The sequence below is a fragment of the Aliihoeflea sp. genome (assembly GCF_052435475.1).
Classification (GTDB): Bacteria; Pseudomonadota; Alphaproteobacteria; order Rhizobiales; family Rhizobiaceae; genus Aliihoeflea.
Genome location: NZ_JBQVMV010000024.1, coordinates 1 through 25988, shown reverse-complemented (window position 1 = coordinate 25988; position 25988 = coordinate 1). Strand labels below are relative to the sequence as shown.

23 protein-coding genes and 1 tRNA gene are annotated in these 25988 nt (G+C 64.4%); 13 read left to right on the top strand and 11 right to left on the bottom strand.

Translation table 11 applies throughout. From position 1 onward, the window contains the following. Positions 1-8 precede the first annotated feature (8 nt). The 8 genes from ACT6QU_RS18155 (at position 9) to ACT6QU_RS18120 (ending at position 10688) form a co-directional block, all read left to right on the top strand. Positions 9-914 (top strand): sugar kinase, encoded by a 906-nt coding sequence (locus ACT6QU_RS18155; protein WP_444565721.1) that lies wholly within the window; start codon positions 9-11, stop codon positions 912-914. Between the two features lie 185 nt (positions 915-1099). Further along, positions 1100-3388, top strand: coding sequence for a penicillin acylase family protein (locus ACT6QU_RS18150; RefSeq protein WP_444565722.1), 2289 nt, complete (start codon positions 1100-1102; stop codon positions 3386-3388). Positions 3389-3436: 48 nt separating this feature from the next. After that, a complete protein-coding gene (locus ACT6QU_RS18145; RefSeq protein ID WP_444565742.1) occupies positions 3437-4996 on the top strand; it encodes an ABC transporter substrate-binding protein in 1560 nt (519 codons plus the stop codon). 99 nt (positions 4997-5095) lie between these two features. Next, positions 5096-6040, top strand: a complete 945-nt coding sequence (locus ACT6QU_RS18140; protein WP_444565723.1) for an ABC transporter permease — start codon at positions 5096-5098, stop codon at positions 6038-6040. Further along, entirely contained in the window at positions 6033-6932 is a 900-nt protein-coding gene (locus tag ACT6QU_RS18135) for an ABC transporter permease (RefSeq protein ID WP_444565724.1), read from the top strand. The genes ACT6QU_RS18140 and ACT6QU_RS18135 overlap by 8 nt, the downstream gene beginning before the upstream one ends. 6 nt (positions 6933-6938) lie before the next feature. Further along, on the top strand, positions 6939-7922 hold the full coding sequence (locus ACT6QU_RS18130; RefSeq protein WP_444565725.1) for an ABC transporter ATP-binding protein: 984 nt from the start codon (positions 6939-6941) through the stop codon (positions 7920-7922). Further along, positions 7919-8929 (top strand): ABC transporter ATP-binding protein, encoded by a 1011-nt coding sequence (locus ACT6QU_RS18125; protein WP_444565726.1) that lies wholly within the window; start codon positions 7919-7921, stop codon positions 8927-8929. Before ACT6QU_RS18130 ends, ACT6QU_RS18125 begins: the two co-directional genes overlap by 4 nt. Positions 8930-9011: 82 nt before the next feature. Then, positions 9012-10688 carry a N,N-dimethylformamidase beta subunit family domain-containing protein gene (locus ACT6QU_RS18120; RefSeq protein ID WP_444565727.1) on the top strand — a complete coding sequence of 559 codons (1677 nt, stop codon included), beginning with the start codon at positions 9012-9014 and terminating at the stop codon, positions 10686-10688. A gap of 33 nt (positions 10689-10721) precedes the next feature. On the opposite strand, the gene ACT6QU_RS18115 is transcribed toward ACT6QU_RS18120, so the two are convergent. Next, positions 10722-11369 carry a class II aldolase/adducin family protein gene (locus ACT6QU_RS18115; RefSeq protein ID WP_444565728.1) on the bottom strand — a complete coding sequence of 216 codons (648 nt, stop codon included), beginning with the start codon at positions 11367-11369 and terminating at the stop codon, positions 10722-10724. Positions 11370-11515: 146 nt separating this feature from the next. Here ACT6QU_RS18115 and ACT6QU_RS18110 point away from each other — a divergent pair, with 146 nt between their 5' ends. Both ACT6QU_RS18110 and ACT6QU_RS18105 read left to right on the top strand, forming a co-directional pair. Then, the gene (locus tag ACT6QU_RS18110; protein WP_444565729.1) at positions 11516-12769 is read left to right on the top strand and encodes a four-carbon acid sugar kinase family protein; all 1254 of its coding nucleotides are present in this window, start codon (positions 11516-11518) and stop codon (positions 12767-12769) included. 53 nt (positions 12770-12822) lie between these two features. Continuing rightward, positions 12823-13545 (top strand): TetR/AcrR family transcriptional regulator, encoded by a 723-nt coding sequence (locus ACT6QU_RS18105; protein ID WP_444565730.1) that lies wholly within the window; start codon positions 12823-12825, stop codon positions 13543-13545. Here ACT6QU_RS18105 and ACT6QU_RS18100 read toward each other — a convergent pair whose 3' ends face one another. From ACT6QU_RS18100 to ACT6QU_RS18065, 8 genes are all read right to left on the bottom strand, one after another. Next, positions 13546-14577 (bottom strand): ABC transporter ATP-binding protein, encoded by a 1032-nt coding sequence (locus ACT6QU_RS18100; protein ID WP_444565731.1) that lies wholly within the window; start codon positions 14575-14577, stop codon positions 13546-13548. After that, positions 14564-15580: an ABC transporter ATP-binding protein gene (locus tag ACT6QU_RS18095; RefSeq protein ID WP_444565732.1), complete on the bottom strand. Its 1017-nt coding sequence runs from the start codon at positions 15578-15580 to the stop codon at positions 14564-14566. The genes ACT6QU_RS18100 and ACT6QU_RS18095 overlap by 14 nt, the downstream gene beginning before the upstream one ends. Further along, positions 15577-16419 carry an ABC transporter permease gene (locus tag ACT6QU_RS18090; RefSeq protein ID WP_444565733.1) on the bottom strand — a complete coding sequence of 281 codons (843 nt, stop codon included), beginning with the start codon at positions 16417-16419 and terminating at the stop codon, positions 15577-15579. Before ACT6QU_RS18090 ends, ACT6QU_RS18095 begins: the two co-directional genes overlap by 4 nt. Further along, positions 16416-17444 (bottom strand): ABC transporter permease, encoded by a 1029-nt coding sequence (locus ACT6QU_RS18085; protein WP_444565734.1) that lies wholly within the window; start codon positions 17442-17444, stop codon positions 16416-16418. The genes ACT6QU_RS18090 and ACT6QU_RS18085 overlap by 4 nt, the downstream gene beginning before the upstream one ends. Positions 17445-17471: 27 nt before the next feature. Next, complete coding sequence (locus tag ACT6QU_RS18080) at positions 17472-19067, bottom strand: ABC transporter substrate-binding protein (protein WP_444565735.1); 1596 nt, start codon at positions 19065-19067, stop codon at positions 17472-17474. A 91-nt stretch (positions 19068-19158) separates the two neighbouring features. After that, positions 19159-20202: a transketolase family protein gene (locus ACT6QU_RS18075; protein ID WP_444565736.1), complete on the bottom strand. Its 1044-nt coding sequence runs from the start codon at positions 20200-20202 to the stop codon at positions 19159-19161. Then, positions 20199-21074 carry a transketolase gene (locus ACT6QU_RS18070; protein ID WP_444565737.1) on the bottom strand — a complete coding sequence of 292 codons (876 nt, stop codon included), beginning with the start codon at positions 21072-21074 and terminating at the stop codon, positions 20199-20201. Before ACT6QU_RS18070 ends, ACT6QU_RS18075 begins: the two co-directional genes overlap by 4 nt. Before the next feature lie 44 nt (positions 21075-21118). Beyond that, positions 21119-22375 (bottom strand): aminotransferase class III-fold pyridoxal phosphate-dependent enzyme, encoded by a 1257-nt coding sequence (locus tag ACT6QU_RS18065; protein WP_444565738.1) that lies wholly within the window; start codon positions 22373-22375, stop codon positions 21119-21121. Between the two features lie 162 nt (positions 22376-22537). Between ACT6QU_RS18065 and ACT6QU_RS18060 the strand changes: the two genes are divergently transcribed. Continuing rightward, positions 22538-23221 carry a GntR family transcriptional regulator gene (locus ACT6QU_RS18060; RefSeq protein WP_444565739.1) on the top strand — a complete coding sequence of 228 codons (684 nt, stop codon included), beginning with the start codon at positions 22538-22540 and terminating at the stop codon, positions 23219-23221. 87 nt (positions 23222-23308) lie between these two features. Here the strand turns inward: ACT6QU_RS18060 and ACT6QU_RS18055 are convergent. Continuing rightward, positions 23309-23383 (bottom strand) — tRNA-Val (locus ACT6QU_RS18055). A 95-nt stretch (positions 23384-23478) separates the two neighbouring features. After that, positions 23479-23841 carry a cell cycle two-component system response regulator CpdR gene (gene cpdR, locus ACT6QU_RS18050; protein WP_024587861.1) on the bottom strand — a complete coding sequence of 121 codons (363 nt, stop codon included), beginning with the start codon at positions 23839-23841 and terminating at the stop codon, positions 23479-23481. A 191-nt stretch (positions 23842-24032) separates the two neighbouring features. On the opposite strand from cpdR, the gene ACT6QU_RS18045 reads away from it, so the two are divergent. Both ACT6QU_RS18045 and hisN read left to right on the top strand, forming a co-directional pair. Then, positions 24033-24920, top strand: coding sequence for an N-formylglutamate amidohydrolase (locus tag ACT6QU_RS18045; RefSeq protein WP_444565740.1), 888 nt, complete (start codon positions 24033-24035; stop codon positions 24918-24920). Positions 24921-25083: 163 nt separating this feature from the next. Beyond that, positions 25084-25857: a histidinol-phosphatase gene (hisN, locus tag ACT6QU_RS18040; RefSeq protein ID WP_444565741.1), complete on the top strand. Its 774-nt coding sequence runs from the start codon at positions 25084-25086 to the stop codon at positions 25855-25857. The last annotated feature ends 131 nt before the right edge of the window (positions 25858-25988 follow it).

Below are 25988 nucleotides of genomic sequence, written 5' to 3'. Positions count from 1 at the left end.
ACCGGCAGATGTCCAAGAGCTTTCTTTCCATCGGCGAGGCGATGATCGAAATGTCGGCCGGCTCGGATGGGCAATGGCGCATGGGCTTTGCCGGCGACACGCTGAACACCGCCTGGTACATGCGCGCGCTTCTCGGTCCGGCCTGGACGGTCGGCTATGTCAGCAAGCTGGGCGTCGACCGCTATTCCAGCGCCATGCGCGCCTTCATCGCCGACAGCGGCATCGATACGAGCCATATCGGGACGGTCAAGGATCGCCGACCCGGCCTCTACTTCATCCATCAGGAAGATGGCGACCGGCATTTCACCTACTGGCGCGACATGGCGGCGGCGAAGCTTCTGGCCGATGACCGCGCCGCGCTCGACACGGCGCTTTCGATCGCCGGCACGATCTATTTTTCCGGCATCACGCTGGCGATTCTGCCCCCCGCCCATCGCGTCACGCTGCTCGACGCCCTGCAAGGCGCCCGCGCCAAGGGCGCGAAGATCGTCTTCGATCCCAACATCCGCCCGCGGCTCTGGTCCGGCCCTGCCGAGATGCGGGACGCACTGACGGCGGTGGCCGGCGTCTGCGACATTGTCCTGCCGACCTTCGGCGACGAGCAAACCCTGTTCGGCGATATCGACCCGGCGGCCACAGCGGATCGGTATCTCGCGCACGGCGTTGCCGAGGTCGTCGTCAAGAACGGCGACGAGCCCGCACTGGCCAGATGGCGCGACGGCGAAGTCGAGATATCGGCACGCCCAGTGGCGATCGTGGTCGACGCGACCGGAGCCGGCGACAGCTTCAATGCGGGCTACCTCGCCGCGCGGCTCGAAGGCCGCGATCATGGCGAAGCCCTGACGCAAGCACACCGCATCGCCGCGATCTGCCTTGGCCACCACGGAGCGCTCGCTCCACGCGACGCGCTTTAGGGCGTCCGGCACGCCAGCCGATGCTTGCCGAAGATGCGCCCTTCGACAAGCGGTCTCGCCTCTCCCGAGTTGGTCAGAAGTCCGCGACGCGCCCCTTCACCAGCCGCAACTTGAACTTCCTGGGTTGACAAGCCTTCACATAGAAGTTGTGATATATCATATTTTCCCGTCCGGAGGTCTGATCATTGCCGTCGACGAATGAAGAAGCTGACAATGACAAATCCTTGGAACTCCCCGGCATCAGCGCTCCGATCACGATCATCTACGACATCTGGGGCGTGCCTCATATAAATGCGGCCTTCGAAGACGACCTCTTCTTCGCCAACGGATTCGTACATGCACGCGACCGCCTGTGGCAGATGGATGCCGCGCGGCGCAAAGCCCTGGGGCGATTTGCCGAATGGGCCGGACCCAGCGCTGTTGAATCCGACGCGCTCATGCGCCGCCTTGCGATCGAAAGCGTATCTCGCAAGGACTACGAGGCACTCTCGCCCGATACGCAAAGAATGTGCCGGTCGTATTCGGATGGCGTGAACGCGTTCATTCAGGGCGGAAAGTACCCCATAGAATACAGCCTGCTGGAAGAGGCGCCCGAACCGTGGGACCCGTGGCATTGCGTCGTCGTGATGCGGCAGCGCGGGCTCCTGATGGGCTCGATCTGGTTCAAGCTCTGGCGCGCGGCCGCCTTCGGCAGCATCGGCGCCGGCAAGCTCGGCCTGCTGCGCTACGAGGATGGCGGCCGCGAGCGTTTCGTCGTCCCGCAGGAGCGCATGGATACGCGCTGGACAGCCGCGTTCGAGGAGCTTGCGCCCGCCATCGAAGGACTGACCAAGCTCTTCCCCGAGGATGCGACCGGGGGCGGCTCCAACAACTGGGCCGTCAACGCTGCCCTCACCACGACCGGTCAGCCGATCCTCGCCGGCGATCCGCACCGGACCTACGACATCCCCAGCATGTATACGCAGATCCACCTGACCTGCGACACGTTCGACGTTCTGGGCCTGTCCGTTCCCGGCGTTCCGGCCACCCCGCATTTCGGCCACAACGACCGCGTCGCATGGGGCGTCACGCACGCATTCGCCGACATTCACGACCTCTACGTCGAGGACTTCAAGGATCAGGCGCCCGTCCATTACCGCACCGAGGCTGGAAGCGAAGCGGCAAGCCATCGCAAGGAAACTCTCAAGGTTCGCGGATCTTCGGATGTCGAGGTCGATATCTGGGAAACCAGGCATGGTCCCGTCATTCTTGGCGGACCGGATGAAGGCTTCGGCATCGCACTGAAGTCGATGCAGCTGATGCCGGGCGATCGGTCGCTCGACTGCCTTCGGCCGATGATGCGGGCCAATACGGTTCGCGAGTTCCACGACGTGATGGAGCCGTGGGGACTGATCGATCACAACCTCGTCGCGGCCGACCGCGACGATACGATCGGCGTCCTGATCCGCGCCCGCATCCCGGACCGGGATCGCCTCAATGGCTGGCTGCCGGTTCCCGGCTGGACCGGGACGCACGAATGGCGAGGCGTCATACCGTTCGAACGCATGCCGCGGCAGGAAAACCCGCCTGCCGGCATCCTCGTGACGGCGAACAATCGTCCCGTCCCGGAAGACTGGCCCGACTATATCTGCACCGATTGCCATCCTTCGACGCGCGCCAACAGGATCTACGAGATTCTTGCGGCGCACGGCCCCCTGGCTCCCGGAGACATGCGATCCGTGCTGCAGGACGACAGTTCGGCGGTCGCCTGCGAATTTCGGGATTGCATTCTCGCCGCGGCGCCCAATCAAGGCGCCGGACGCCGGCTCGTCGCCGCCCTCGAAAACTGGGACGGACGCATGTCCGCGGCGCTACTGGCCCCCACCGTCTACTACGAAATCAGACAGGAGATGACGCGCATCCTTGCCCGGCGCTCCGGCCTGCTGGCGGCCGAGAGCAGCCGGATCGCGCGCATCGCCCCAGGGGTCAGCGCCTTGGCTCAACTCTGGTGGGCCCTCCCCGATCAATTGCGCCGAGACGACGTTTCACTGCTGGCCGGCGGCACTTGGAATGAGATCATCTGCGAGGCGATCGAGACCGTCGCGGCCAGGTTCGTGCCGCGCAGATGGGGCGAAGCGCATCGACCGCGCTTTTTCCATCCCCTCGCCGCCATCTTCCCGAAGGATGCCGACCGGCTGGCGCCGGACTGCGTCGAGGTCAGCGGCGACGGCGACTGCGTGCTGGCGACCGGCGCGCTTCCCGCGAGCGGGACGAATTCCGTCTACGGGTCGGTCGCGAAATACATCTGGGACCTTTCGGACTGGGACCGCAGCAGTTGGGCGGTCTTTCACGGCGCCTCGGGCGATCCCTCCAGTCCGCACTTCAACGATCAGAACGCAGCCTGGGCGACGGGCGAACTGGTTCCGGCCGTCTATTCGGCAAAAAGCGTTGCAGCGCACGCCGCGCGCACGGTGACGATCTCACCCCGACACTGAACGCATCCAAATGAAATCCACGAGCAAAAGGAGATACCAAAAATGGCAATGAAGCTGAATTCGATGCCCACTTTGCGTGCCTGTCTTGCCTCTCTTGCTGCGGGCACGGCGCTTTTGGCGCCGCCAGCCCTCGCCCAGGAACCGGTCTCGGGCGGTACGCTCGTCTACGCGACGAATTCCGGCCCGGGCATGATGGACCCTCATGTCAGCACCGCATTGGCCGAGCTCGAAGTGATGCACCACATCTTCGAGGGGCTCGTTACAATCGACGGCGATTACGCCACCGCGCCCATGCTCGCCGACAGCTACGAAGTCAGCGACGACGGCCTGACGGTGACCTTCAAGCTGCGAGAAGGCGTCCTCTTCCATGACGGGTCCGAGATGACCTCGGCGGATGTTCAGGCTTCATATGAGCGCTACGCGCGTGTCAGCCCCAACGCAGAAGCGGCCCTCGGCGACGTTGACCGATATGAGACGCCCGACGACTATACCTTCATCATCCATCTCAAGACGCTCAACGGCGCATTTGTCGACGGTCTGAAGACCCCCGTCTATCCCCTCGTCATCATTCCCGAAAGCCTGGCGGATCAGCCTGCGCGCGAACTCGAAACGATCGGGACGGGCCCCTTCACGCTCGGTGAATGGGCGCGCGACAGCCATCTCATCCTCGAGAAGTTCGACGACTACACGGTCGATGAGGACAATGAGGCATCGGGCTATTCAGGCAAGAAGGAAGTCAAGCTCGATTCCGTGCGCTTCAACTTCCTGGCCGAAACGAACGCGCGCGTGGCGGCGATCCAGACCGGCGAAGCGCATGTCGTCAGCGGCCTCACCTCCGATTCCGCGCGCCAGCTCGAAGGCGCCGAGGGTGTCGAGGTCCTGGAGATCATTCCGTTCTGCCAGCAATATCTCGTCGTGAATACGCAACAGGCCCCCACCGACAATTCCCCAGTGCGCAAGGCGCTGCGTACGGCCGTCAATGCGGAAGACATCATGATCGTGAGCGGCGAGAGCGCGACGCTCGACTCGTCGATGTCCTATCCGGGCGGCTTCTACTACTCCGAGGAAAACTCCGCGCCGTTCTTCAACCAGAACGATCCGGATGCCGCTTCCGCGATGCTCAGCGAGGCCGGATACGCAAGCGAGGAACTCGTCCTCCTGACGAATTCCAATTACGACTACATGCGAAATTCGATCGTGCTTCTCGACGAACAGCTTCAGGCCGCCGGGTTCACGACGCGGCTCGACGTGACGGACTGGACGACCAATTCCACCAACATGATGACCGGCGAGGGACGCTGGAATCTCTCCACGACCTCCTTCTGCTCCAACCCGTTGCTCGGTCCCCAGCAGTGGCGGTCGGTGGTCTACAACTTCCCCCACGTCGAAAACGACGAGGTCATGGACGAAGCATACGAACGCTTCTACGGCTCGCTCGATGCCGAAGAGCGCAAGGCGGCGTGGCTCGATATCGAGAAGCGCATTCTCGACGAAGCCTACCTGATCAAGCTCCAGAACAGGGCCTCCACGCGGGCCTACCGGATGGACGAGGTCGAAGGCTATCCGGAATATTACATGAACCTCTTCTGGAACGCGTCCGTGAAATAGGCGACCGCCGCGCGCCCGCCGCCGGTCGCGGCGGGCGCGTTCAGTCCAGACGATGCGCCCCGTGCACTCCATGCGCACGGCCATGATTTCGGAAAGCTCATGACCTCATTCATCCTGAAGCGATTGGCGCAGGCGATCCCGGTAATGGTGATCGTCGCGATCCTTACCTTCGTGCTGATGAAGCTGCTCCCCGGCGATCCGGCCGTGCTGATCGCAGGCGACGGAGCCTCGCCCGAAGCGATTGCACGCATCAGGACGGATCTGGGGCTGGACCGGCCATTGCTGGTTCAACTCGGCGCATGGCTTCTCGATCTGCTGCAACTGGATTTGGGCCGTTCGATTTTCCTCAGCCAACCCGTCATCGACGCGATCTTGCAGCGGCTGCCGGTGACGTTCTCACTTGCATTCGTGGCGTTCGTGATCACGGTCCCGATCGGCATTGCCATCGGCATGCTGGCTGCCTACTGGCGTGACACATGGCTGGACACGCTCGTCATGAGCCTTGCACTGATCGGCGTCTCCGTCCCCAATTTCTGGCTGGCCATCGTCGCCGTGCTCGTGTTTTCGGTCGGCCTGGGATGGCTACCCTCCGCAGGCTATGTCGAATTCACGACCAATCCCGCCGGCTGGCTGCGTTCTCTCATCATGCCTGCGGCGGTCCTGGCCCTGTTCCAGATCGGCTACCTCGCGCGCATGACGCGGTCCCAGATGCTGGAAGTTCTCGACCAGGACTACATCCGGACCGCGCGGGCGAAAGGCGTTTCGGAATTCGTCGTCGTCACGAAGCATGCGTTCCGCAATTCGCTGGTCTCCGTCCTCACCGTCGCCGGATACATCTTCAGCCTGCTGATCGGCGGCTCGGTTGTGATCGAACAGATCTACGCTCTCCCGGGCATCGGCCGCCTGCTCGTACAGGCGATCGTGGTGCGCGATCTTCCGGTCGTGCAGGGAACGATGCTCTTCCTCGGCTTCATGTTCGTGGCGATCAACGTGGTGATCGACATCCTCTATACGTTCGTCGACCGGAGGGTGCATTATGACTGATATCCTCCAGGCGCCTCCCGTCACGGCAACGGCCGCCGACGCGCAGTCGCAAGGCCCGTTCCGGCTGGCCATGCGCAGACTGACGGCGCATCGCTCTTTCCGGATCGGCGGCGTGATGCTGGCGCTCGTCATCCTCGCGGCCTGTCTCGCGCCGTGGATCAGTACGGGAACGCCGAATGCAACCGCCGTGCGCGTGCGGTTCGAGGCGCCGTCGCTCGGTTTCCTGTTCGGAACGGACAATTTCGGACGCGACATCTGGACGCGCGTACTCTACGGCGCGCGCGTATCGCTCTGGATCGGGCTTTCCGTCGCGATCATGTCTGCGGTCCTGGGCGCGCTGGTCGGCGTCTGCGCCGCCTGGTTCCGCCGGCTGGACAGTTTGATCATGCGCATCATGGATGCTTTGCTCGCCTTTCCCGCCATCCTGCTCGCGATCGGCGTTAGCGCCGTTCTCGGACCGCACATCTCCTCCGTCATCATCGCGCTGACATCGGCCTACATCCCGCGTTGCGCACGTGTCGTTCGTGCCTCGGCGCTGGTCATTCGCGAGCAGAACTACGTCGAGGCAGCCCTCATCAGCGGCGCTTCGGATGTCCGCATCATCTTCAAGCACGTACTGCCGAACTGCCTGGCGCCGCTCCTGGTGACGATGACCTTCGTGTTCGCCTACGCGATCCTGGCAGAAGCCACTTTGAGCTTCCTCGGCATCGGAACGCCGCCGCCACATGCAAGCTGGGGCAACATCGTCTCCCAGGGCCGCGACTACCTCGTCGATGCGTGGTGGATCATGCTTTTCCCCGGACTTGCGATCAGCATTTCGGCCCTCGCCATCAATCTGATCGGCGACGGGCTTCGCGACGTGCTGGACCCAAGACTGAAGATCGAAGGCTGAATGCCCATGTCATCGCCTCTTCTGGAAGTGAAAGACCTGTCCGTCGCGTTTCGCGGCGACCGGCAGTGGATTCCCGCCGTCGACGACGTCAGTTTCAGCCTGGCCCCGCGCGAAGCGCTCGGCATCGTCGGCGAAAGCGGCTCGGGAAAGAGCGTGACCGCGCTGTCGCTCTTGCGGCTGCTCGACGACCGCAACACGCGAATAGATGGCGAAATCCTCTACCAGGGCCGCGACCTCCTCCAGCTCCAGCGATCGGAAATGCGCACCTTGCGCGGCAAGGAGATCGCGATGGTGTTTCAGGACCCCATCCATTCGCTGAACCCCGTCCTGACCATCGCCGACCAGATCGGCGAGAGCCTTCGCATTCACCAGGGACTGGACCGTCGCGCGGCCCGGGCGCGCGCGATCGAACTTCTGGAAACCGTTCGCATTCCCGATGCCGCCCGACGCGTCGACGACTATCCGCATCGGCTTTCCGGCGGGCAGAGACAGCGCGTCATGATCGCGATCGCGATCGCGTGCCAGCCCCGAATCCTCATCGCGGACGAAGCGACGACCGCGCTGGACGTGACCGTCCAGTCCCAGATCATGGAACTCCTGCACCGCCTGCGCGAGGAGCTCTCGATGGCGGTGATCCTGATCTCGCACGATCTCGGCCTCGTGTCGGAGTTCGTCGACCGCGTCATGGTGATGTATGCCGGACAGCCCGTCGAGGAGGCGCCGGTGCAAACGCTGTTCTCCGCGCCCGTCCATCCCTACACGGAGGGCCTGATAGCGGCGATTCCGGAACTCGATGCCGATCTGGATCGGCTGCCGACCATACCCGGTTCGATCCCGGAGCCGCTCAGGCGCCCGCCGGGTTGCCGCTTCGAGCCCCGCTGCACTTATGCGATCGAAAGCTGCCGCGCGGCCGTGCCGCCCCTGATCCCCGTCAACGACCGGCAATCGGCACGCTGCCCCGTACGCATTGCCGCCGAGGTACCCGCATGACCGACAACCCGATTTCCGTCCGCAACCTTTCGCGTGAGTTTGATCTCGGCAGGTCGGCCGGGCGACGGACGCTGCTGCGTGCGGTCGATGACGTTTCGTTCGAAATCGGCCAGGGCGAAACGCTCGGCCTCGTCGGTGAATCAGGATCGGGAAAGTCCACCATCGGCCGCATGATGGTCGGGCTGCTGCGCCCCACCGAAGGCGCGATCGACCTGTTCGGCACGAAAATCGGCCCCCGTGATCGCCGGTCTCGCTGGAAGCCGCTTCGTCATCGCATCCAGTTCGTGTTCCAGGACCCTTACGCGGCGTTGAATCCGCGCATGCGGATCGGCGAGGCGATCGCCGAACCGCTGGTGATAAAGGGCGATCTGTCGCGCAGGGATCGCGAGGCGCGCGTGCGCGAACTTCTCGAACTGGTCGGACTTCCGGCAAGCTATGTCACCCGCTTTCCGCACGAATTCTCCGGCGGCCAGCGGCAGCGCATCGTGATCGCGCGCGCATTGGCCCTCAATCCGGATTTCATCATTTGCGACGAGGCCGTCGCATCGCTCGACGTTTCGATGCAGGCGCAGATCGTCAACCTGCTCAAGGACCTGCAGGACCGTCTCGGACTGAGCTATTTGTTCATCGCCCACGACCTTGCCGTCGTGCGTGCCGTATCGCATCGGATCGCCGTGCTCTACGCCGGCAAGGTCGTGGAGATCGGCAACCGCACCGGTCTTTATCGCGCGCCGCTGCATCCCTATACGCGCGCACTGCTCGAGGCTGTCCCCCGCGCGCGTCCCCGCGAGAGGCAGACGGTGATCGCGGGCGAGGTGCCGAGCCTTCTCGAACGGCCCAAGGGGTGCAATTTCTGCGCCCGCTGCCCACGGGTGATGGACGTCTGCTGGACTGTCGAACCAGCGCTCATGCCCGTCGACGACCGCCAGGTCGCCTGCCATCTCTACGGTCCCGGTCAGGACCTCAAGTCCGAAACAACGCCGGCAGGTGACCGCCCGGGCGCATGAAATCATCGCGAACATAACTGGCGGCGACGATCCGCTTCCGATTGGCTTTCTTGCTCGCGCAACGAACTGAGAGGACCTTCCGTTGACGGAAACGAAATTCAAAGCTCCTGAAAACGGTCCCCATGCGATCCATCCGTGGAGCGTTCGAAAGGGCTATGCAGACGAGCACTTCCTGTCGGACTACCGGTTCCAGTTCCCGCGCGAAGATCGCTCGTTGCCGGAAGTGTTCCTCTATACCGAACGCATGTCGTACGACCCGGGAGAAACCGTCGAGTTTCACGGATCGACGACGGCCGACAAATGGTCCATGCACATCTATCGCGATGGCCACCGTCCGGTGATGATGGAGGAAAAATCCGATCTTCCGGGCTCGTTCACGAAGACGTCGGAAACGCCGTACGAGGATGGCTGCGACTGGCCGGTTCTCTATCGCTGGCAGATTCCGGCGGATGCGCCTTCCGGCTTCTATCGCGTCGCATCGACATGTCTGCGTCCCGACGGGCAGCGTTTCGTCCAGCACCATTTCGTCGTCGTGCGGCCAAAGCGCGGCCCGAAGAAGGGCCGCATCCTGATGATGCTCGCGACTGCGACCTGGACCGCATACAATGACTGGGGCGGCGCAAACCACTATTTCGGGACCTGGGGCCCGAACCGCAACGAGAGCGCCCCGATACTCAGCATGCGCAGGCCGTGGACGCGTGGCATGCTGTGGCTGCCCAAAGGCGCGGCGCGCATCACCGTCGGCGAACTTCCGCGAATGGGGGACGCCCCGCGCTACCCATCGAAGGAATGGGGATATTCGGGCGGTTGGGGGCAGTTTTATGCTGCAGCCGGATGGGCGCAGTTCGACCGGCATTTTGCGGTCTGGGCGGAATCCGAAGGCTACGAGATCGACTACATCACGCAGACCGACCTCCACTTCCGACCTGAAATCCTCGACGACTACGATTGTCTGACCTCGTGCGGCCACGACGAATATTGGTCGTGGGACATGCGCAAGACGGTCGAGCGCTTCGTAGAGAAGGGCGGGCAATTCGCCCGCTTCGGCGGCAACTTCGTCTGGCAGATCCGCCTCGAAAAGGACGGCGCGGAGCAGCATTGCTGGAAGGCCAAAGCCGATGCCCAGGACCCGGTCCGCAATGATCCCGGACGCCGGCACCTCCTGACGACCGGCTGGGATGCCGCCGCCGTGAACTGGCCCGGGGCAACGACGGTCGGCGTGAATGGCGCCAACGGCATCTACGCGAGTTGGGGTGGTTTTGCGCCTCGTGGCTCACGCGGCTTTACCGTCTATCGTCCCTGGCACTGGATATTCGACGGCACCGACATTCGCTATGCCGACGTGTTCGGCGAGGAGGCGCAGATTTTCGGCTACGAGGTCGACGGCCTCGACTACACGTTCCGGCAGGGCCTGCCATACCCCGAAGAGGGGCGTGGCACCCCCGAAAGCGTCGAAATCCTCGCCATGACGCCGGCAACGCTCTACGAATACGAGCATGAAGGCGAAGGCGAGCGATACTACATCGCGGACCGGGACCTCGAAGGCGTGGCGCGGAAGGCGGGAGGTGCGCGAGAGGCGGCCTTGGCGCGCTACAAGCACGGATCGGGCATGGTCGTGGCCATGAAGCGCGGGGCCGGCGAAGTCGTCACGGCCGGCAGTTGCGAATGGATCATGGGACTGACGCGTCGCTGCGAACACACGATGCAGATCACCCGCAACGTACTCGACGTCTTCACTGGAAAGGCGGACAGACCTTGAGGTCGTCCGCCGTTTTCCAACGTCCGTCTTCAATCAGGCGGGGAGCGGAATGATCCCGTAGGACCGGTAGCGCTCGGTCACCTCCGCCATCTCGGCCGGATCGAGCAGCACCGGTTCGCCGGCTTGCAAGGCGAGGATATATTGCCGCGCCAGCGTTTCCAGCTTCACCGCCAGGTCGAGCGCGTGCTGCAGGTTCCTGCCTATGACGATCATGCCGTGATTTGCCAGAAGGCAGGCGAAGTGACCGTCGAGCGCCTCGAGCGCGGCTTCGGCAAGGCGGTTCGAGCCGAAGGGCTCGTAGCGCGAACAGGGAATCGCACTGCCGCCGAAGCTCGCGATCATGTAGTGGAAGGCCGGGATCGGCTTGCGCAGGCACGACAGCGCAACGCAGGAATCGGCGTGCGTATGGACGACCGCGTTCGCCTCCGGACGGGATTTCAGAATCTGGGTGTGGAAGCGCCATTCGCTCGACGGCTTGCCCTCGCCGCGCACATCGCCCTCGAGCGAGAGTTCGACGACGCCTGCAGCAGTCAGCCAGTTCGACCGGCCACCGGTCGGCGTGATGAGGGCGCCGTCGCCATATCGAACGCTGACATTGCCTGCCGAGCCGTGATTGAGCCCGTTTTCCTCGAGAAAGCGAACCGCGTCCACGATCGTCTGGCGGGTTTCCTGACCGTTCAATACGCCCTCCTGCAGTTGGCAATTTTTCTTGCCAGAAAATTCGAATTACTCGCCGCCGATAATGCACGCATTTCGCTGGATTTCAACGAACCGAGCGCATAACGTCACGCAAATGATCGAATAAATTACATCTATCGGGAGGGATGATGACGACGCTCGGCATCATTGCGGACGACTTTACCGGCGGCCTGATGATCGCGGGCTACATCGAGGCGGCCGGCATCGAATGCCCCGTGCTTTTCGACACCGCCCATCTCGACGACGCGCTGCATGCGCCGGTGGTCGTGGTCGCGACGCGCACCCGGCTGATCCCTGCCGGCGAAGCGCTGGCGGAGGTGAGGCGGATCGTGGGTCTCTTCGATGCCAGCGGGATCGGTCAGGTCGGCTACAAGGTGTGCGCGAGCTTCGATTCCACCGATGAGGGGAATATCGGCCCCGTCGCGGACTTCCTGGCTGACCGCTACGGCCAAGCCCAGCTCCTGCTCAGCGCCGGCTTCCCGCGCTTCAACACGACGATGCACCAGGGCTACCTTTTCTATCGCGGCCGCCTGGTCTCGGAATCGATCAAGCGCTTCGACCCGCTGACGCCGATGTCCGACCCGGACATGGTGCGCACGCTGGCGCGCCAGACCGCCGCGAAGGTCGGACTTCTGGCGCACGGGACGCTCGTCAAGGGAGAAGCGGCGGCGAAGGAGGCCCTCGCAAAGCTCGCCGATGAAGGCGTGCGGCACGTATTGATGGACTGCTCCGACGACGCGGATGCGGCCGCCGGCGCCGCACTTGCAGCGGGACATCGCGCGACGATCGGCAGCGACGCGCACATCATCGAGGTCGCAAAGCTTGCGGGGCGCGAGGCGGCGGGCGCACGGCCCGCGGCCCCGGAACATGCGAAAGGTCCGGCGGCGGTGATCGTCGGCAGCGTTGGCCCGGTCGCCACGACCCAGCTTGCCGCCTTCGGCGCCCTGCATCCGGTGCATACGATCGATATCATGGATCATCGCCCCGAAGATGTGGTCGCGGCGGAAGTGCTTGCGAAGGTCCGCGGCGACATCGGCGCGCGGCCCTTTGCCGTGGCAACCGCGACGGGACCGGAAGACGTCGAGCGGGCACAGGCCATCCACGGCGCGCTCAAGGCAGCGCGGCGTGCCGAGCGCATCCTGGCGCTGGTCGCGGCCGGCCTCGTCGATCTCGGCGTGCGGCGTTTGGCGGTCGCGGGCGGCGAGACGTCGGGCGCGATCGTCGAGGAACTGGGCATCGGACAGGTTCGCGCGCTGCCGGAATCCGAACTCGGCACCGGATTTTGCATCGCCGAAGGGCCGCGCAAACTGTCGCTCTATCTCAAACCCGGCAAGCTCGGCGCAGACGACATCCTGCTGCGCGCCGTCGAGGCGATGGACTGATTTGCGGCGCGGATGCCGCTAGCCTGGCTTGCCGAAAATCCGAACGGGAACGCATGGCAGACGAACTGACTTCACGACTGGAACTTCCGCCCGCGCGGCCGATGCGCAAGCGCGGCATCGAGCGGCACAATCTCCTGCTCGACGCGACCGAGCGCCTTCTCGCCGAAAGCAGCGACGAGGATGTGAGCCTTGCGCAGATCGCGGAGGCGGCCGAAGTGCCGCTCGCCTCGGTCTACCACTTCTTTCCCAACCGCAACGCCGCCTTCGTCGCGCTCGCCCTGCGCTTCAACGAGGAATTCTATCGGCTCTCGATCGAGCCGCTGACGGACCCGGAGCCGTCGAGCTGGCAGGAGATGCTGGACATGAAGCACGCGCGCGCCGCCGCGTTCCAGAACTCGCGGCCGGCGGCGCTGCGGCTCTTTCTTGGGGCGGGCGTCAGCGTCGCGGTGCGCAATGCGGACCTGTCTGGAAACGCCCGGATCGCGCGCAGCCGCGAACGCATGTTCGACGCCTATTTCCACATGCCGTACATGCCCGATTTCGCCAAAAGGCTGGAAGTCTCGGGCGCGGCGATGGACGGTATCTGGGCGCTGTCCTACGGCCGGCACCGGTCGATCACCGAAGAGTTCCGCAAGGAGGCGACGGCCGTAGCCGTCACCTATCTGCGCCGCCACCTGCCCGAATTCCTGCCACGCAAGGCGTTGACGCAGGCGGCGCTGGAGCGGCTCTACATCCCGCTCGACGAGATGAGCGGCGATCCCTTTGCTGGCGAATAGCTAGCCGGCCGGCGTTCCAACCGGGAAGTGGCACGCGAAGCGCGAGCCGCTGCCGTCCTGCCGCTGGACCGGCTCGACCGTCGCGCACATTTCCTGTGCGCGCGGACATCGGGTGCGAAAGCGGCAGCCGGAGGGTGGGTCGGCGGGACTTGGAACGTCACCTGTAATGAGGATGCGTCGGCGCGCCCGCTCGCGGGCGGGATCGGCGACCGGAACGGCGGACAATAGCGCCTGCGTGTAAGGATGGCGCGGATTGCCGTAGAGCTCGTCGCGCGTGGCGATCTCGACGATCTTGCCGAGATACATCACCGCGATCCGGTCGCACAGATGGTGGATGACCGAGAGGTCGTGCGCGATGAAGAGGTACGAGAGCCCCAGCATCGCCTGCAAATCCTTCAGGAGGTTGAGCACGCCGGCCTGGATCGATACGTCGAGCGCGGAGACCGGCTCGTCGAGAATGATGAGTTCGGGATTGAGCGCCAGCGCTCGGGCGATGCCGATGCGCTGGCGCTGGCCGCCGGAGAACTGGTGCGGATAGCGATCCGCATGGGCGCGGTCGAGCTTGACGAGATCCAGCAGCTCGTCGACGCGCGCATTGCGTTCGGCCTTCGTCATCGCCGTCATCCGCAAGGGCTCGGCGATGATCTGGCGCGTCGTCATGCGCGGGTGAAGCGAAGCGTGCGGGTCCTGGAAGACGAATTGCAGGCGCTGGCGCAAAGGGCGCATCTCGTTCTGGCCGAGCGCCGCGAGATCGGTTCCGTCGAAGAGCACCTTGCCGGCGGTGGGGCGCATCAGCCGCGCGACGCAGCGGGCAAGCGTCGACTTCCCGCAGCCCGATTCGCCGACGAGGCCGAGCGTTTCGCCACGCCGCACTTCGAACGATACGTCGGAGACGGCGCGGACATTGCCGGTGGCGCCGCCGAAGAAACCTTTGCCGACCGGAAATTCCTTGACCAGCCCCTCGACGGCGAGAAGCGGCGGGCGGGCTCCGGCCGAGCCGGTGGCCGATGGAACGGGGTCACGCGCCAGCATTCAAAGCCTCGTTGGTCGTGGCCTCGAGCGGGCGCAATTCTTCGGCACGATGGCAGGCGCTCATGCTGGCGCCGATGGCGCGCAAGGCCGGAACCTCGATGCGGCATCGCTCGATGACGAGCGGACATCTCGGATGGAAAGCGCAGCCCGTTGGCCGCATCGCAATCGGGGGCGGCGCGCCGGGTATGGCAACGAGACGGGCGGCCGGACGGTCGAGTTGCGGCAGGCTGGCGAGAAGGCCGCGCGTATAGGGATGGCGCGGAAAGGCGAAGACCTCGTCGACATGGCCCTGTTCGACGACGCGGCCCGAATACATGATCGACACCGCGCTCGCCGCACCGGCAACGACGCCGAGATCGTGCGTGACCAGAACCAGCCCGACGCCCTTCTCAGTGCGCAGCCTTTCGAGCAGTTCCATGATCTGGGCCTGGATCGTCACGTCGAGCGCGGTGGTCGGCTCGTCGGCGATCAGAAGCGACGGCTCGTTCGCCATCGCCATGGCGATGACCGCGCGCTGGCGCATGCCGCCGGAAAATTCGTGCGGATATTGCAAGGCGCGGCGCTCGGGAATGGGGATCGCGACGAGCCGCAACAGGTCGACGGCACGCTCATCGGCGCTGCGGCGCGTGATCTTGCGGTCGTGCAGGCGGATCGCTTCCGAAATCTGTTCGCCGACCGTCAGCAGCGGATTGAGCGCCGTCATCGGGTCCTGGAAGATGTAGCCGATGCGGGCGCCACGAATGCGCCGCATGGCGCGCTCGGACTTGCCGATCAGTTCCTCGCCGTCGAGCCTCACCGAGCCGGTGATGCGGGCGCTCGGCGACAGCAATCCCATGACGGCCATCATGGTCACGCTCTTGCCGGAGCCGGATTCGCCGACGACGCCGTGAAGCTGCCCCTTCTCGACATCGAGATTGACGCCGCAGACAGCCTGCAACTGGTGGCGCCCCTGTCCGGCGAACGTGACCGCAAGGTCGCGGATCTGAAGCAACGACGCGCTCATCTCGACCTCGGATCGAGCAGGTCGCGCAGGCCGTCGCCGAGGAAATTGAAGCCGAGCACGATGGTCAGGATGGCAAGACCCGGCCCCGCCGCGATCCACCAGCGATAGAAGTGCAGCGCGCCATCGGAAATCATCTGGCCCCATTCGGGCGTCGGCGGCACGGCCCCGAGGCCGATGAAGGAAAGGCTCGCGGCGAGCAGGATCACCTGGCCGAAATCCATCGTCGCATTGACGATGATCGGGCTCCAGCACAGCGGCAATATATGCTTGAAGAGCACGCGCGAGGGCCGCGCGCCGGACGCGATCGCCGCCTCGACGTGCTCGCGCTCGCGCACCGCCAACACCTGCGCGCGCATCAGCCGCGCATAGATCGGCCACCAGACGATGACCATTGCGATGGCGGCGTTGCCGAGGCCCGGCCCGAGCGCGGCGGTGACCGCCATGGCGAGCAGGATCGGCGGGAAGGAGAGCGTAACGTCGACAAGCCGCATGATCGCCTCGTCGACGAGCCCGCCGACGAAGCCGGCGATCGCGCCCAGAGTGCAGCCGATGAGGACCGCGCAGGCAATGACGCCAGCGGCTATGGGCAGCGAATGGCGCACGCCATAGAGCGTTCGCGTGAAGACGTCGCGGCCGAGCGCGTCGGTGCCCAGCCAGTGTTCGGCACCGGGCGGGAGGAAGCGCATGCCGGCGAGCATGGTCGGATCGTAGGGCGCCCATAAGGGCACGGTGAAGCCGATGACGATCCACGCGCCGACGATGAAGCCGCCGACGATGACCGGCAGCGTCGCCCAGTGCGGAAGCGCGAACTGGCGCGTGCGATGCGCGACATCGCTCATGTCGCCGCCCTCGCGCCGATCTTCACCCGCGGATCGACCAGGGCATAGGCGATGTCGGTCAGAAGATTGGTGATCAGGAAAGCCGCGCCGCCGACAATGGTGACGCCGATGATGGCGGGATGGTCGAGGCCGCGCGCGGCGGAGACGGCGTACGAGCCGATGCCCGGCCAGGAGAAGATCGTCTCGGTCAGGATCGCGCCGGTGATGAGATAGGCGAAGGAGAAGCCGAGGATGGTGAGCGTCGGCAGCATGGCGTTGCGCAGCGCATGGTGGAAGAGAATGCGCAACTGCCCTGCCCCCTTGGCGCGCGCGGCAAGGATGTATTCCTGGCTGAGGACGTCCAGCATCGAGGCGCGCACCATGCGCGAGACGATGCCGGTGACTGTCCAGCCGAGAACGCTCGCCGGCAGGACGAGCTGCGCAAGCGCACTTCGAAAGCCGGCCCAGTCACCGGCAACGAGCGTATCGATCGTGTAGAAGCCGGTGACGAATTCGGGCGCCGACATGCGGCTGCCGATGCGCCCCGGTCCCGGCAGCCATCCGAGTTGGACTGAAAAGATGAAGAGCACGACGAGGCCCGACCAGAAGACCGGGACCGAGGAACCGAACAGGGCGAAGAGACGCGCGAGATTGTCCGGCGTGCGGTTCTGGAACCGCGCCGCGATGACGCCGAGCGCGACGCCGAAGATCGTCCCCACGATCATTGCGGCGATGACGAGTTCGAGCGTCGCGGGAAGACGCACGAGCAAATCCTGCGCGACGGGCTGCCGGGTTCGAAACGAGGTGCCGAAATCGCCCGTCACAAGGTTTTTCAGGTAGACGAAATACTGCTCGGGCAGCGACCGGTCGAGCCCCCACCTTGCCCGCGCCGCCTCCACCACTGCCGGATTGTTCATCTGCCGCTCGCCGATGATGGAAGTGAGCGGGTCGGCGGAGGTGAAGTGCGAAAGCAAGAAGGCGACGGTGATGACGCCCAGGAGCAGGAGCGGCATCGCGATCAGGCGTCTTGCGATATAGGCCAGCATCGCGATGCCTCGTTATTCCGATGACGCTTACTTGCGGCTGATTTCGGCCAGCGGCAGGTTGCAGCATGCACTATAGCGCACCCCGTCGATCTCGCTCCTATAGGCCAGAACGAGGTTGGGGCTGACGACAGGCACGATGATGCGGTCGTTGATCATCTCCAGCGCGATCTCGTGATACGCCTTTTCCATGTCCTCGCCCGAGGAGGCGAGCGCCTGTTGCAGGAGGTCGACTTCCTTCTGGTTGACCAGATCGACCTTGCCTTGACCGCTGGCGTTTCGCTCCCACCAGGAATCCGGGATCATTCCGAAGAACTGGACGTATTGCGCCGATCCGTAATAGTCGGGCGCGTAGAAGCGGGCGGAGAAGGGAATGCCTGGATTGGCGATCTGCTCGCGCCAGACCGCCGATGCCACCGGCTGGATGTTGATCGTCACTTTGATGCGGGCGAAGTCCTGCTGAATTTTCTGCATCAGAAGCGCGAGGTCGACACCGTAGACGTTCATCGAAGCGACGGTGACGTCGATCGCGAAGCCGTCGTCCAGACCCTTTGCGGCAAGGAGTTCGCGCGCCTTGTCGAGGTTTTCCTCGGGCATCGGGAGGCCCTCGGTGCCGGGGAAGCCGTTCGGGATCGGCGACGCCTGCATCTCGCCCTCGCCGCCGACCGTGAAGTCGATGATGCCCTGATAGTCGATCGCATAGGCGAGCGCCTGGCGCACCTCAAGATCGAGCGGCACCTGATTGCCTTCGGCGCCGGGCGAGAACATCACGTAAATGAAGTTGTAGGACGGTACGGTCTCGATGGTGATGTCGGGAGAGTTGATGGTCGAGGCCGTGTCGGGATCGACCTGCATCGCGATGTCGGCCTGCCCGCTCTGCAGCATCTGCGCCTGGCTGACCGCATCGGCCACCTGGTCGATGACGATCTCGCCGATCGGCGCTGCGTCCTGCCAGTAATTCTCGTTGCGCACGAAACGCAGTTCGTCGTCCGGGCGGTAGGTGTCGAGCACGTAGGGCCCGCTGCCGGCCGAATTGGCCAGGAACCAGGTTTCTGCCTGATCCGCCGTCGCGGCGTCCTCGCCGGCCGACGCGCCGTTCTCGGTCGCGACGTCGCTGTTGATGATGCCGACATAGGGAGCGGCGAGAATGCCCATGAACTCGGAGTTCGGGTTCTCCATGTTGACGACGACGGTCTTCTCGTCGGGCGTCTCGATGGAGCTGACGCCGGCCATCATGAAGGACGGGTCGCCCTGGATGTTCTTCAGGCGCTCGAACGTCCACTTGACGTCCTTGGCCTCGACCGGGCTGCCGTCGGAAAAGACCGCGTCGGCTGCAAGGGTGAAGGTGAACTGCGTCTGGTCGTCATTCGCCGTCCATTCTGTGGCGAGCGAAGGCACGACGGACTTCTCGTCGGGACCGAGCTTCACGAGGCCCTGATAGGTCGAGCTCAGATAGATCTGGCACGTGTCGCAGAAGGCGCGGTGCGGATCGAGCGAATTGATCTCGAGATTGCGCGCGATGACCAGCGGCTGGTCCTGTGCCGCAGCAGGCGCTGCGAGCGCGGCGATGAAGGCAAGCGCGGCTGCGGATACGCCGCCAAGAAGTCCGGGTCGATACGGTTTCATTCCAGTCTCCCATTGAAGCGAATTTGCGTAAGGAAGAACGGCTTCGCCGAAATGCTTGTTTTCGTTCTGGCGAAGCCCGTCCCGTCTGTCTTCAGCCCCTTGCTTGAAGAAGTTCGCGCGCGACTTCCGTCACGCCGTCGGCGTCGAGCCGATAATGTGCGTAGAGCGCCGCCGGCGGCCCGATCAGCGAGAACTCGTCCATCACGCCATGACGGCGGAACGGAACGCGCGCGTCCTCGACCAGCACTTCGGCGACGGCCGAGCCGAGGCCGCCGATGACATTGTGCTCCTCGACGGTGAGGATCGCACCCGTCTCGCGCGCGGCGGCGCGCACGGCATCGGCGTCCAGTGGCTTGATCGTGTGCATGTCGACGACGCGCACGCCGATCCCCTCGGCGGCGAGCCGGTCGGCGGCCGCGAGCGAGGCGTGGACCTGCGAGCCGGTGGCGATGATGGTGAGGTCCGTCCCCTCGCGCAGCGTCGCCGCCTTGCCAAAGGCGAAATCGGCCGGAACCTCGTCATAGATCGGCGCGTCGCGACCGCGGCCGAGACGGATATACATCGCGCCCGGATGATCGACCGATGCGCGCAGGATGGCGCGCAACTGGTTGGCGTCGGCGGCGCAGACGACGGTCAGGTCGGCAATGGTGCGCATCATGCCGAGGTCTTCGGTCGCATGGTGGCTGGTGCCGTAAAAGCCCATCGAGATGCCCGAATGGTGGCCGAGGATGCGCACCTTCATCTTCGGATAGGCGCAGTCGGTCTTGATCGCCTCGGCGGCGAGGATGCCACAAAAGGAGGCGAAGGTCGCGACATAGGGAACGAGCCCGCACGACGCCATGCCGGCAGCGGCGGTGATCATGTTGCGCTCGGCGATGCCGAAATCGATGAAGCGGTCGGGATGCCGGTTGGCGAAATCACGGGTGCGGCTGGAATTGGCCAGATCCGCAGTCGCGACCACGATGCGGGGATCAGTCTCGGCGAGGTCCGCCAATTCCTCGCCCAGGACGAAGGCCGGCATGGACTTGGCAGGCGTGCCGCGAACGGACTTCTCGTCCTTAAGGCGCAACTCGGTGTCGTTGCCACGAAAGAGCGTGCTCTGGTCCTGGCCCAGATTGTCGGCGGCGCCCATCATGCGTCCTCCCTCTCGCGCGGCTGCAGCCCCTTTTCGATCTCGGACCAAGCGTCGTCATAATCCTGTCCGACGAGGTTTCCGACGTGCCAGTCGAGCGAAAGCTCCATGTATTTGACGCCGCGGCCCTTGATCGTGTCGGCGACGATCATCTGCGGCGTGCCGTGACCGGCCGGCTTGAGCGCGCCGAGCGTCTCCATGATCGCGGGTAGGTCGTGGCCATCGATGCGGTGGACCTCCCAGCCGAATGCGCGGAACCGTTCGTCGATCGGTTCGACAGACATGACCTTCTCGGTCGGGCCGTCGATGGAGAGCTGGTTACGGTCGATGATCGCGACCAGGCCCTGCAGCTTGTAATGGCCGGCGGCCATCGCCGCCTCCCAGATCTGGCCCTCGTTGAGTTCGCCATCGCCGAGCATGCAGTAGGTGCGATAGCCGTGTCCCGTCACGCGGCCGGCGAGCGCCATGCCGAGCGCGACCGACAGGCCATGCCCGAGCGAGCCAGAGGAAAAGTCGATACCGGGAATCTTCTTCATGTCCGGATGGTCGCCGAAGGCGCTGCCGAGCCGGGTGAAATCGTCGAGCTTCGACGGCGGATAGAAACCGAGATCGGCAAGGATCGGGTAGAGCCCGATGGCCGCATGGCCCTTGGACAGGATGAAACGGTCACGATCCGGCCAGGAGGGGTTTTGCGGATCGAGGCGCAGATGGCCGTAATAGAGGGCGGCGAAAAGTTCGGCGCAAGAAAAGGTGCTCGAATAATGCCCGGCGCCGGCGATGCGCGTCAGGCGCAGTGTCTCGAGGCGCACGAACTTGGCGCGGTCGGCAAGGTGCTCCACCGACAGATTGCGGCGATCGTCCCGTTCAGCCGTCATGCTCGCTCCCTTCCAGATACATGATATATTTTCAATGTCACCGGTCAACTGCCCGTCCCGCGCATTGCCTCGTGATCGATCGCGTTCGCCGTCGCGCGCAACGCTTCGGCAGTCACCTCCAGCGTCTCGTCGATAATCGCCGCCGTGTGCGCTGCCGACAGGAACATGGTGTGGACGGGATGGAAATAGACCCCGCGATCGAGCGCTTCGAGGCAGAAGCGATTGCCGATGCGCCGGTCGTCGTCACCCTCGAAGAGAAAGACAGGCATCTGCGCCGGGCCGCTTTGGCGAAGCTTGAAGCCGAGCTGGTCGGCCTGCTTTTGCAGACCGTCACGCAACCGCTGGCCCATCGCCTGCATATGCGCGACGGCGCCCGTGTCGCGCAGCTTGGTGATGGTGGCAATCGACGCGGCCATTGAGACACCCGCGGTCCAGAACGAGCCTGTGGTGAAGATCTGCGTTGCCGCCTGCCGGAAGCGGTCATTGCCGGTGACGGCGGCAAGCGCGCGGCCATTGGCGATCGCCTTGCTCCAGGCCGACAGGTCCGGCCTGACGCCGACGAGTTCCCAGCTTCCGCCCAGGTCGAGACGGAAGCCGGCACGCACGTCATCGACGATCAGCGCCGCATCCGCCTTCGTCGCCAGATCACGCGCCCGCGCGGCGAATTCGCGGGTCGGCAGCACATGCTCCTTGCCGAGGTCGTGCTTGAAGGCGGAGACGAGAATGCCGGCGAGATCGTCGCCTGCCTCGCCCACGGCCGCCTCGAGGCTGGCGACGTCGTTGTAGTCGTAGATGATGAGATGGGCGCGGTCTTCCTCGGTGACGCCCGCCACGGAAGGCGAGCACCAGGGAATCGCGCCGTGATAGGCGCCCCGGGCGACGAGGATCTTGCGGCGGCCGGTGCCGGCGCGTGCGATCGTTACGCAGGCGGTGGTCGCATCGGTGCCGTTCTTGGAGAAAAGCGCCCAGTCGGCATGCGGAACCGTCTCGACCACGAGTTCTGCCAGATCGACGAGCAGCGGCGTCGGGCCGTTGAGGCCATCGCCCGCATCGCGCTGGCGCGCAGCCGCCTGCTCGATATCGGGGTCGTTGTAGCCGAGGATCATCGGCCCCCAGGCGCACAGATAGTCGATATAGGAGCGCCCATTGGCGTCCCACGTCCGGCAGCCCTCGCCGCGCGTGAAATATTGCGGATATCCTTCCGGCAGGCGCTGGACATGCTGGTGACCCCACATGCCGCCCGGAATGACCGATTGCGCCCGGCGGCGCAGTTGCATGTCGATATCGTTCGCCTGAACCATGATGCCGAGACCCTATCGCTGCTGTCGATTTCGATATATCATGTATCACAACAAACGCAAGTCGCCTCTCGGGGCGGACATGCTGGACCGGACGGCCGATTCCATCTAACCCGATGGGAAGGAAAATGGCGGCAGCGCCGGGCATGAAGGGACGCCAGTCTGATGAACGGACCAACCGACATCCAGTCGCAGAGCCTGTCGGCACAGATTTATCAGCGTCTCAAATACGAGCTCATGTCGGCACGGCTGCGCCCCGGTGACCGGCTGAAGATCCGCGATCTCGCCCAGAGCCTCGGAACCAGCGAGACGCCCGTACGCGAGGCTCTGCTGCAACTCGTCCGGGACGGCGCGCTCGAAATGAAGCCGGGCTACTATATCAGGGTACGCCGGCTGACCCTGCACGAATATATGGAACTACGGGAAATCCGACTGCTCCTGGAACCACACGCGGCCGTCAGGGCGCTGCCGCATATCGACGACGCGTTCATTGCTGACCTCGAACAGCGACATGCCTCGCTCATCAAGGCGGAGCAGGACAAGGACTACCCGACCGCCCTCCTCGCCAATTACGAGTTCCACTTCTCGGTCTACCGCCGATCGGGCATGCCGCAACTCATCGAGGTGCTGGAGCGCCTTTGGGTGCAGACGGGGCCGCTTCTCAACCTTCTCTACCCCTACGGCCATCCGACCTATGACGGCCCGCACCAGCATCTCAACGTGATCGCCGCCCTGCGCGCCCGCGACGAGACCGCGCTTGCAGAGGCTTTCCGGGCAGATCTCGTGGAGGGCGGGCGCAGCTTCGTCAGCTATCTGGAATCGACCGACGAGGGCGCCCCCGTGGGGTAAAGCCGGCATCGCCGATATCGAGATGGCAAAGACGACGTGCGTCAGATCGTCGCGTCGTCGTTCGCGATGAATGGCTGGGAGTCCGGATGGTGGGCGTGACAGGGATTGAACCTGTGACCCCTACGATGTCAACGTAGTGCTCTCCCGCTGAGCTACACGCCCATCCGACGAGGCGCATACACCATAGATGCCCGCCCATCGTCAATAGGTTTCGGCCGCCAAAATGCGGTGGTTGCGCCTGACGCAGCGCGAGGCGGTCAGGCCGCTTGCAGCATCTTCTCGACCTCGTTGACGAGATCGCGCAGATGGAACGGTTTCGACAGCACCTTGGCGTCTTTCGGCGCCTTGGAATCGGGGTTCAGCGCGACGGCCGCGAAGCCGGTGATGAACATCACTTTCAGATCCGGATCGATCTCGGTGGCGCGGCGCGCAAGCTCGATGCCGTCCATCTCGGGCATGACGATGTCGGTCAGGAGCAGCGAGAAAGGCTCCTCGCGCAGCCGCTCATAGGCGCTCGCTCCATTGTCGTAGTCGATCACGTCGTAGCCGGCGCGTTCGAGCGCCTTGACGAGGAAGCGACGCATGTCCTCATCGTCTTCCGCGAGAAGAATTCTTGCCATCTGAGCGTCCGGAACCCTGTTTTCGAACCGGTACAAAAGCCGATTCGCCCTCTCAAGCGTATATGCCTTCAGCATGGTAAACATCAAGTGAATGGCGTCTTTGCGGCCCGCCGGGTCACGGCTGGACAGGAGGCGGCGGCGGTGGCACATCAAGGGACATGGAAGGGCGAGAGAGCGCAAAAAAGACGTCAATGACAGAGCATCCGGACTTTTCCCAGACGGCGCCCTTCGAAGTCGCGCAACCGCAGCGACAGACGGTTCCTTTCGTCTTCAACTCGCCGCATAGCGGCTCGACCTATCCGCAGCGATTTCTCGACATGGCGCGGCTCGACCCGCATGCGATCCGCCGATCCGAGGACTGTTTCGTCGATGATCTGTTCGCCGGCGTAACCGCCCTCGGCGCGCCGTTCCTGAAAGCGAACTTCCCGCGCGCCTATCTCGACGTGAACCGCGAGCCCTGGGAACTCGACCCGCGCATGTTCACCACGTCCCTGCCACCCTACGCCAATACGCGCTCGGCGCGCGTTGCGGGCGGCCTCGGCACCATCCCGCGTCTCGTCGGCGAAGGGCAGGAAATCTATGCGGCGAAACTGCCGCTCGAAGAGGCGATCGGCCGCATCGAGGGCGTCTACAAGCCCTACCACGACCGACTGCGCAGCCTGATCGGTGCGACGCACAAGGCATTCGGCGTCGCGGTTCTCATCGACTGCCACTCGATGCCGGCGACGATCCGCCTGCCGGATACGCGCATCCGCCCCGATTTCATCATCGGCGATCGGTTCGGCATGTCGTGCCGTTCGGATCTGTCCGAGGCGGCGATCGGCCACCTCGCCAGCCGGGGCTACATGGTGGCCCACAACAAGCCCTATGCCGGCGGCTTCATCACCGAGCACTATGGCCGACCGGCGCGCGGCATCCACGCGCTCCAGGTCGAGATCAACCGCAGCCTCTACATGGACGAAGAACGTCTCGTGCCCAATGACGGCTACGACCAATTGCGCCGTGACCTGCAAGAACTCGCCGCCAGCCTGATCGACCTTTTCGCGCCGCCTGCGGAACTGCCAGTGGCAGCCGAATAGGCAAAAAAAGACCGCCCTTGCAGGCGGTCCGAGTCTAGGGAGGAAACGCCCAAGGAGGGCATTGACGGGCGAACCCGTCGATCTCCAGATTATGCTGCAATGCACAATTGTCAAGCCGGTTCAGAAATGCCTATTGCGCGGCGACATCTAGCGGAGCCCTCTCATGTACGTGACCCCCGACTTTCTGCGTAGCCTGGCTGCCGCAGCCGCAAAGGAAACCCTGCCGCGCTTTCGCCGGCCGCACGACGTGGCGAACAAGCTCGAAGGCGGCTTCGACCCCGTAACGGAAGCCGACCGCGAGGCCGAGCGCGCGATAAGGCGGCTGATCGAGGCGGATTTCCCGGATCACGGAATCCTTGGCGAGGAATTCGGCCCTCACAACCTGCCGAACCACCACTGCTGGGTGATCGATCCGATCGACGGCACGCGTGCCTTCATCTCCGGCCTGCCGCTCTGGGGCACGCTGGTGGGACTTCTGGAAGACGGCGATGCCGTCGCCGGAATGATGAGCCAGCCCTTCACCGGCGAGCTGTTTCATGCGACGGGCGGCGTCGCGCGGTACGAAGGACCGGGAGGCCCGCGCGATCTTCGCGTGAGGGCGACGACGGAGCTTCGCCACGCCACGCTCTGCACAACGACGCCATCCCTCTTCCTCGACGACGCACGCACCAGCTACGACACGCTGGAAACGGCAGTGCAACTCGCCCGCTACGGCACGGATTGCTACGCCTATTGCATGCTGGCGGCAGGTCAGGTCGATCTGGTCGTCGAAACCGGGTTGCAGGCTTACGACATCGTCGCTCTCATCCCGATCATCGAAGCGGCAGGCGGGGTGATCACATCGCGCACCGGCGGGCCAGCGGAGGCCGGCGGGTTCGTGGTGGCGGCGGCGACGCTGCAATTGCACGCGGCGGCGCTGGAGATGTTGAACGGGTAGTGTTGGAAGGGTTTTCTGCGAAGAGGACCCCCACCCTTTATCCCTCCCCACAAAGGGGATCGTTGCAAAATCGGTGTAGCGAGCATTTTGATGCTGCACGAAGGCGTTTTGTCTGCGGTTTTCGCAGCTTG

What these genes read in the sequence shown, in the direction of transcription:
- ACT6QU_RS18155 (WP_444565721.1), top strand. Translation starts at nt 9, where the DNA reads ATGTCCAAGAGCTTTCTTTCCATCGGCGAGGCGATGATCGAAATGTCG.
- ACT6QU_RS18145 (WP_444565742.1), top strand. Translation starts at nt 3,437, where the DNA reads ATGAAGCTGAATTCGATGCCCACTTTGCGTGCCTGTCTTGCCTCTCTT.
- ACT6QU_RS18140 (WP_444565723.1), top strand. Translation starts at nt 5,096, where the DNA reads ATGACCTCATTCATCCTGAAGCGATTGGCGCAGGCGATCCCGGTAATG.
- ACT6QU_RS18135 (WP_444565724.1), top strand. Translation starts at nt 6,033, where the DNA reads ATGACTGATATCCTCCAGGCGCCTCCCGTCACGGCAACGGCCGCCGAC.
- ACT6QU_RS18130 (WP_444565725.1), top strand. Translation starts at nt 6,939, where the DNA reads ATGTCATCGCCTCTTCTGGAAGTGAAAGACCTGTCCGTCGCGTTTCGC.
- ACT6QU_RS18125 (WP_444565726.1), top strand. Translation starts at nt 7,919, where the DNA reads ATGACCGACAACCCGATTTCCGTCCGCAACCTTTCGCGTGAGTTTGAT.
- ACT6QU_RS18110 (WP_444565729.1), top strand. Translation starts at nt 11,516, where the DNA reads ATGACGACGCTCGGCATCATTGCGGACGACTTTACCGGCGGCCTGATG.
- ACT6QU_RS18105 (WP_444565730.1), top strand. Translation starts at nt 12,823, where the DNA reads ATGGCAGACGAACTGACTTCACGACTGGAACTTCCGCCCGCGCGGCCG.
- ACT6QU_RS18100 (WP_444565731.1), bottom strand. Translation starts at nt 14,577, where the DNA reads ATGCTGGCGCGTGACCCCGTTCCATCGGCCACCGGCTCGGCCGGAGCC.
- ACT6QU_RS18095 (WP_444565732.1), bottom strand. Translation starts at nt 15,580, where the DNA reads ATGAGCGCGTCGTTGCTTCAGATCCGCGACCTTGCGGTCACGTTCGCC.
- ACT6QU_RS18090 (WP_444565733.1), bottom strand. Translation starts at nt 16,419, where the DNA reads ATGAGCGATGTCGCGCATCGCACGCGCCAGTTCGCGCTTCCGCACTGG.
- ACT6QU_RS18085 (WP_444565734.1), bottom strand. Translation starts at nt 17,444, where the DNA reads ATGCTGGCCTATATCGCAAGACGCCTGATCGCGATGCCGCTCCTGCTC.
- ACT6QU_RS18080 (WP_444565735.1), bottom strand. Translation starts at nt 19,067, where the DNA reads ATGAAACCGTATCGACCCGGACTTCTTGGCGGCGTATCCGCAGCCGCG.
- ACT6QU_RS18075 (WP_444565736.1), bottom strand. Translation starts at nt 20,202, where the DNA reads ATGATGGGCGCCGCCGACAATCTGGGCCAGGACCAGAGCACGCTCTTT.
- ACT6QU_RS18070 (WP_444565737.1), bottom strand. Translation starts at nt 21,074, where the DNA reads ATGACGGCTGAACGGGACGATCGCCGCAATCTGTCGGTGGAGCACCTT.
- ACT6QU_RS18065 (WP_444565738.1), bottom strand. Translation starts at nt 22,375, where the DNA reads ATGGTTCAGGCGAACGATATCGACATGCAACTGCGCCGCCGGGCGCAA.
- ACT6QU_RS18060 (WP_444565739.1), top strand. Translation starts at nt 22,538, where the DNA reads ATGAACGGACCAACCGACATCCAGTCGCAGAGCCTGTCGGCACAGATT.
- cpdR (WP_024587861.1), bottom strand. Translation starts at nt 23,841, where the DNA reads ATGGCAAGAATTCTTCTCGCGGAAGACGATGAGGACATGCGTCGCTTC.
- ACT6QU_RS18045 (WP_444565740.1), top strand. Translation starts at nt 24,033, where the DNA reads ATGACAGAGCATCCGGACTTTTCCCAGACGGCGCCCTTCGAAGTCGCG.
- hisN (WP_444565741.1), top strand. Translation starts at nt 25,084, where the DNA reads ATGTACGTGACCCCCGACTTTCTGCGTAGCCTGGCTGCCGCAGCCGCA.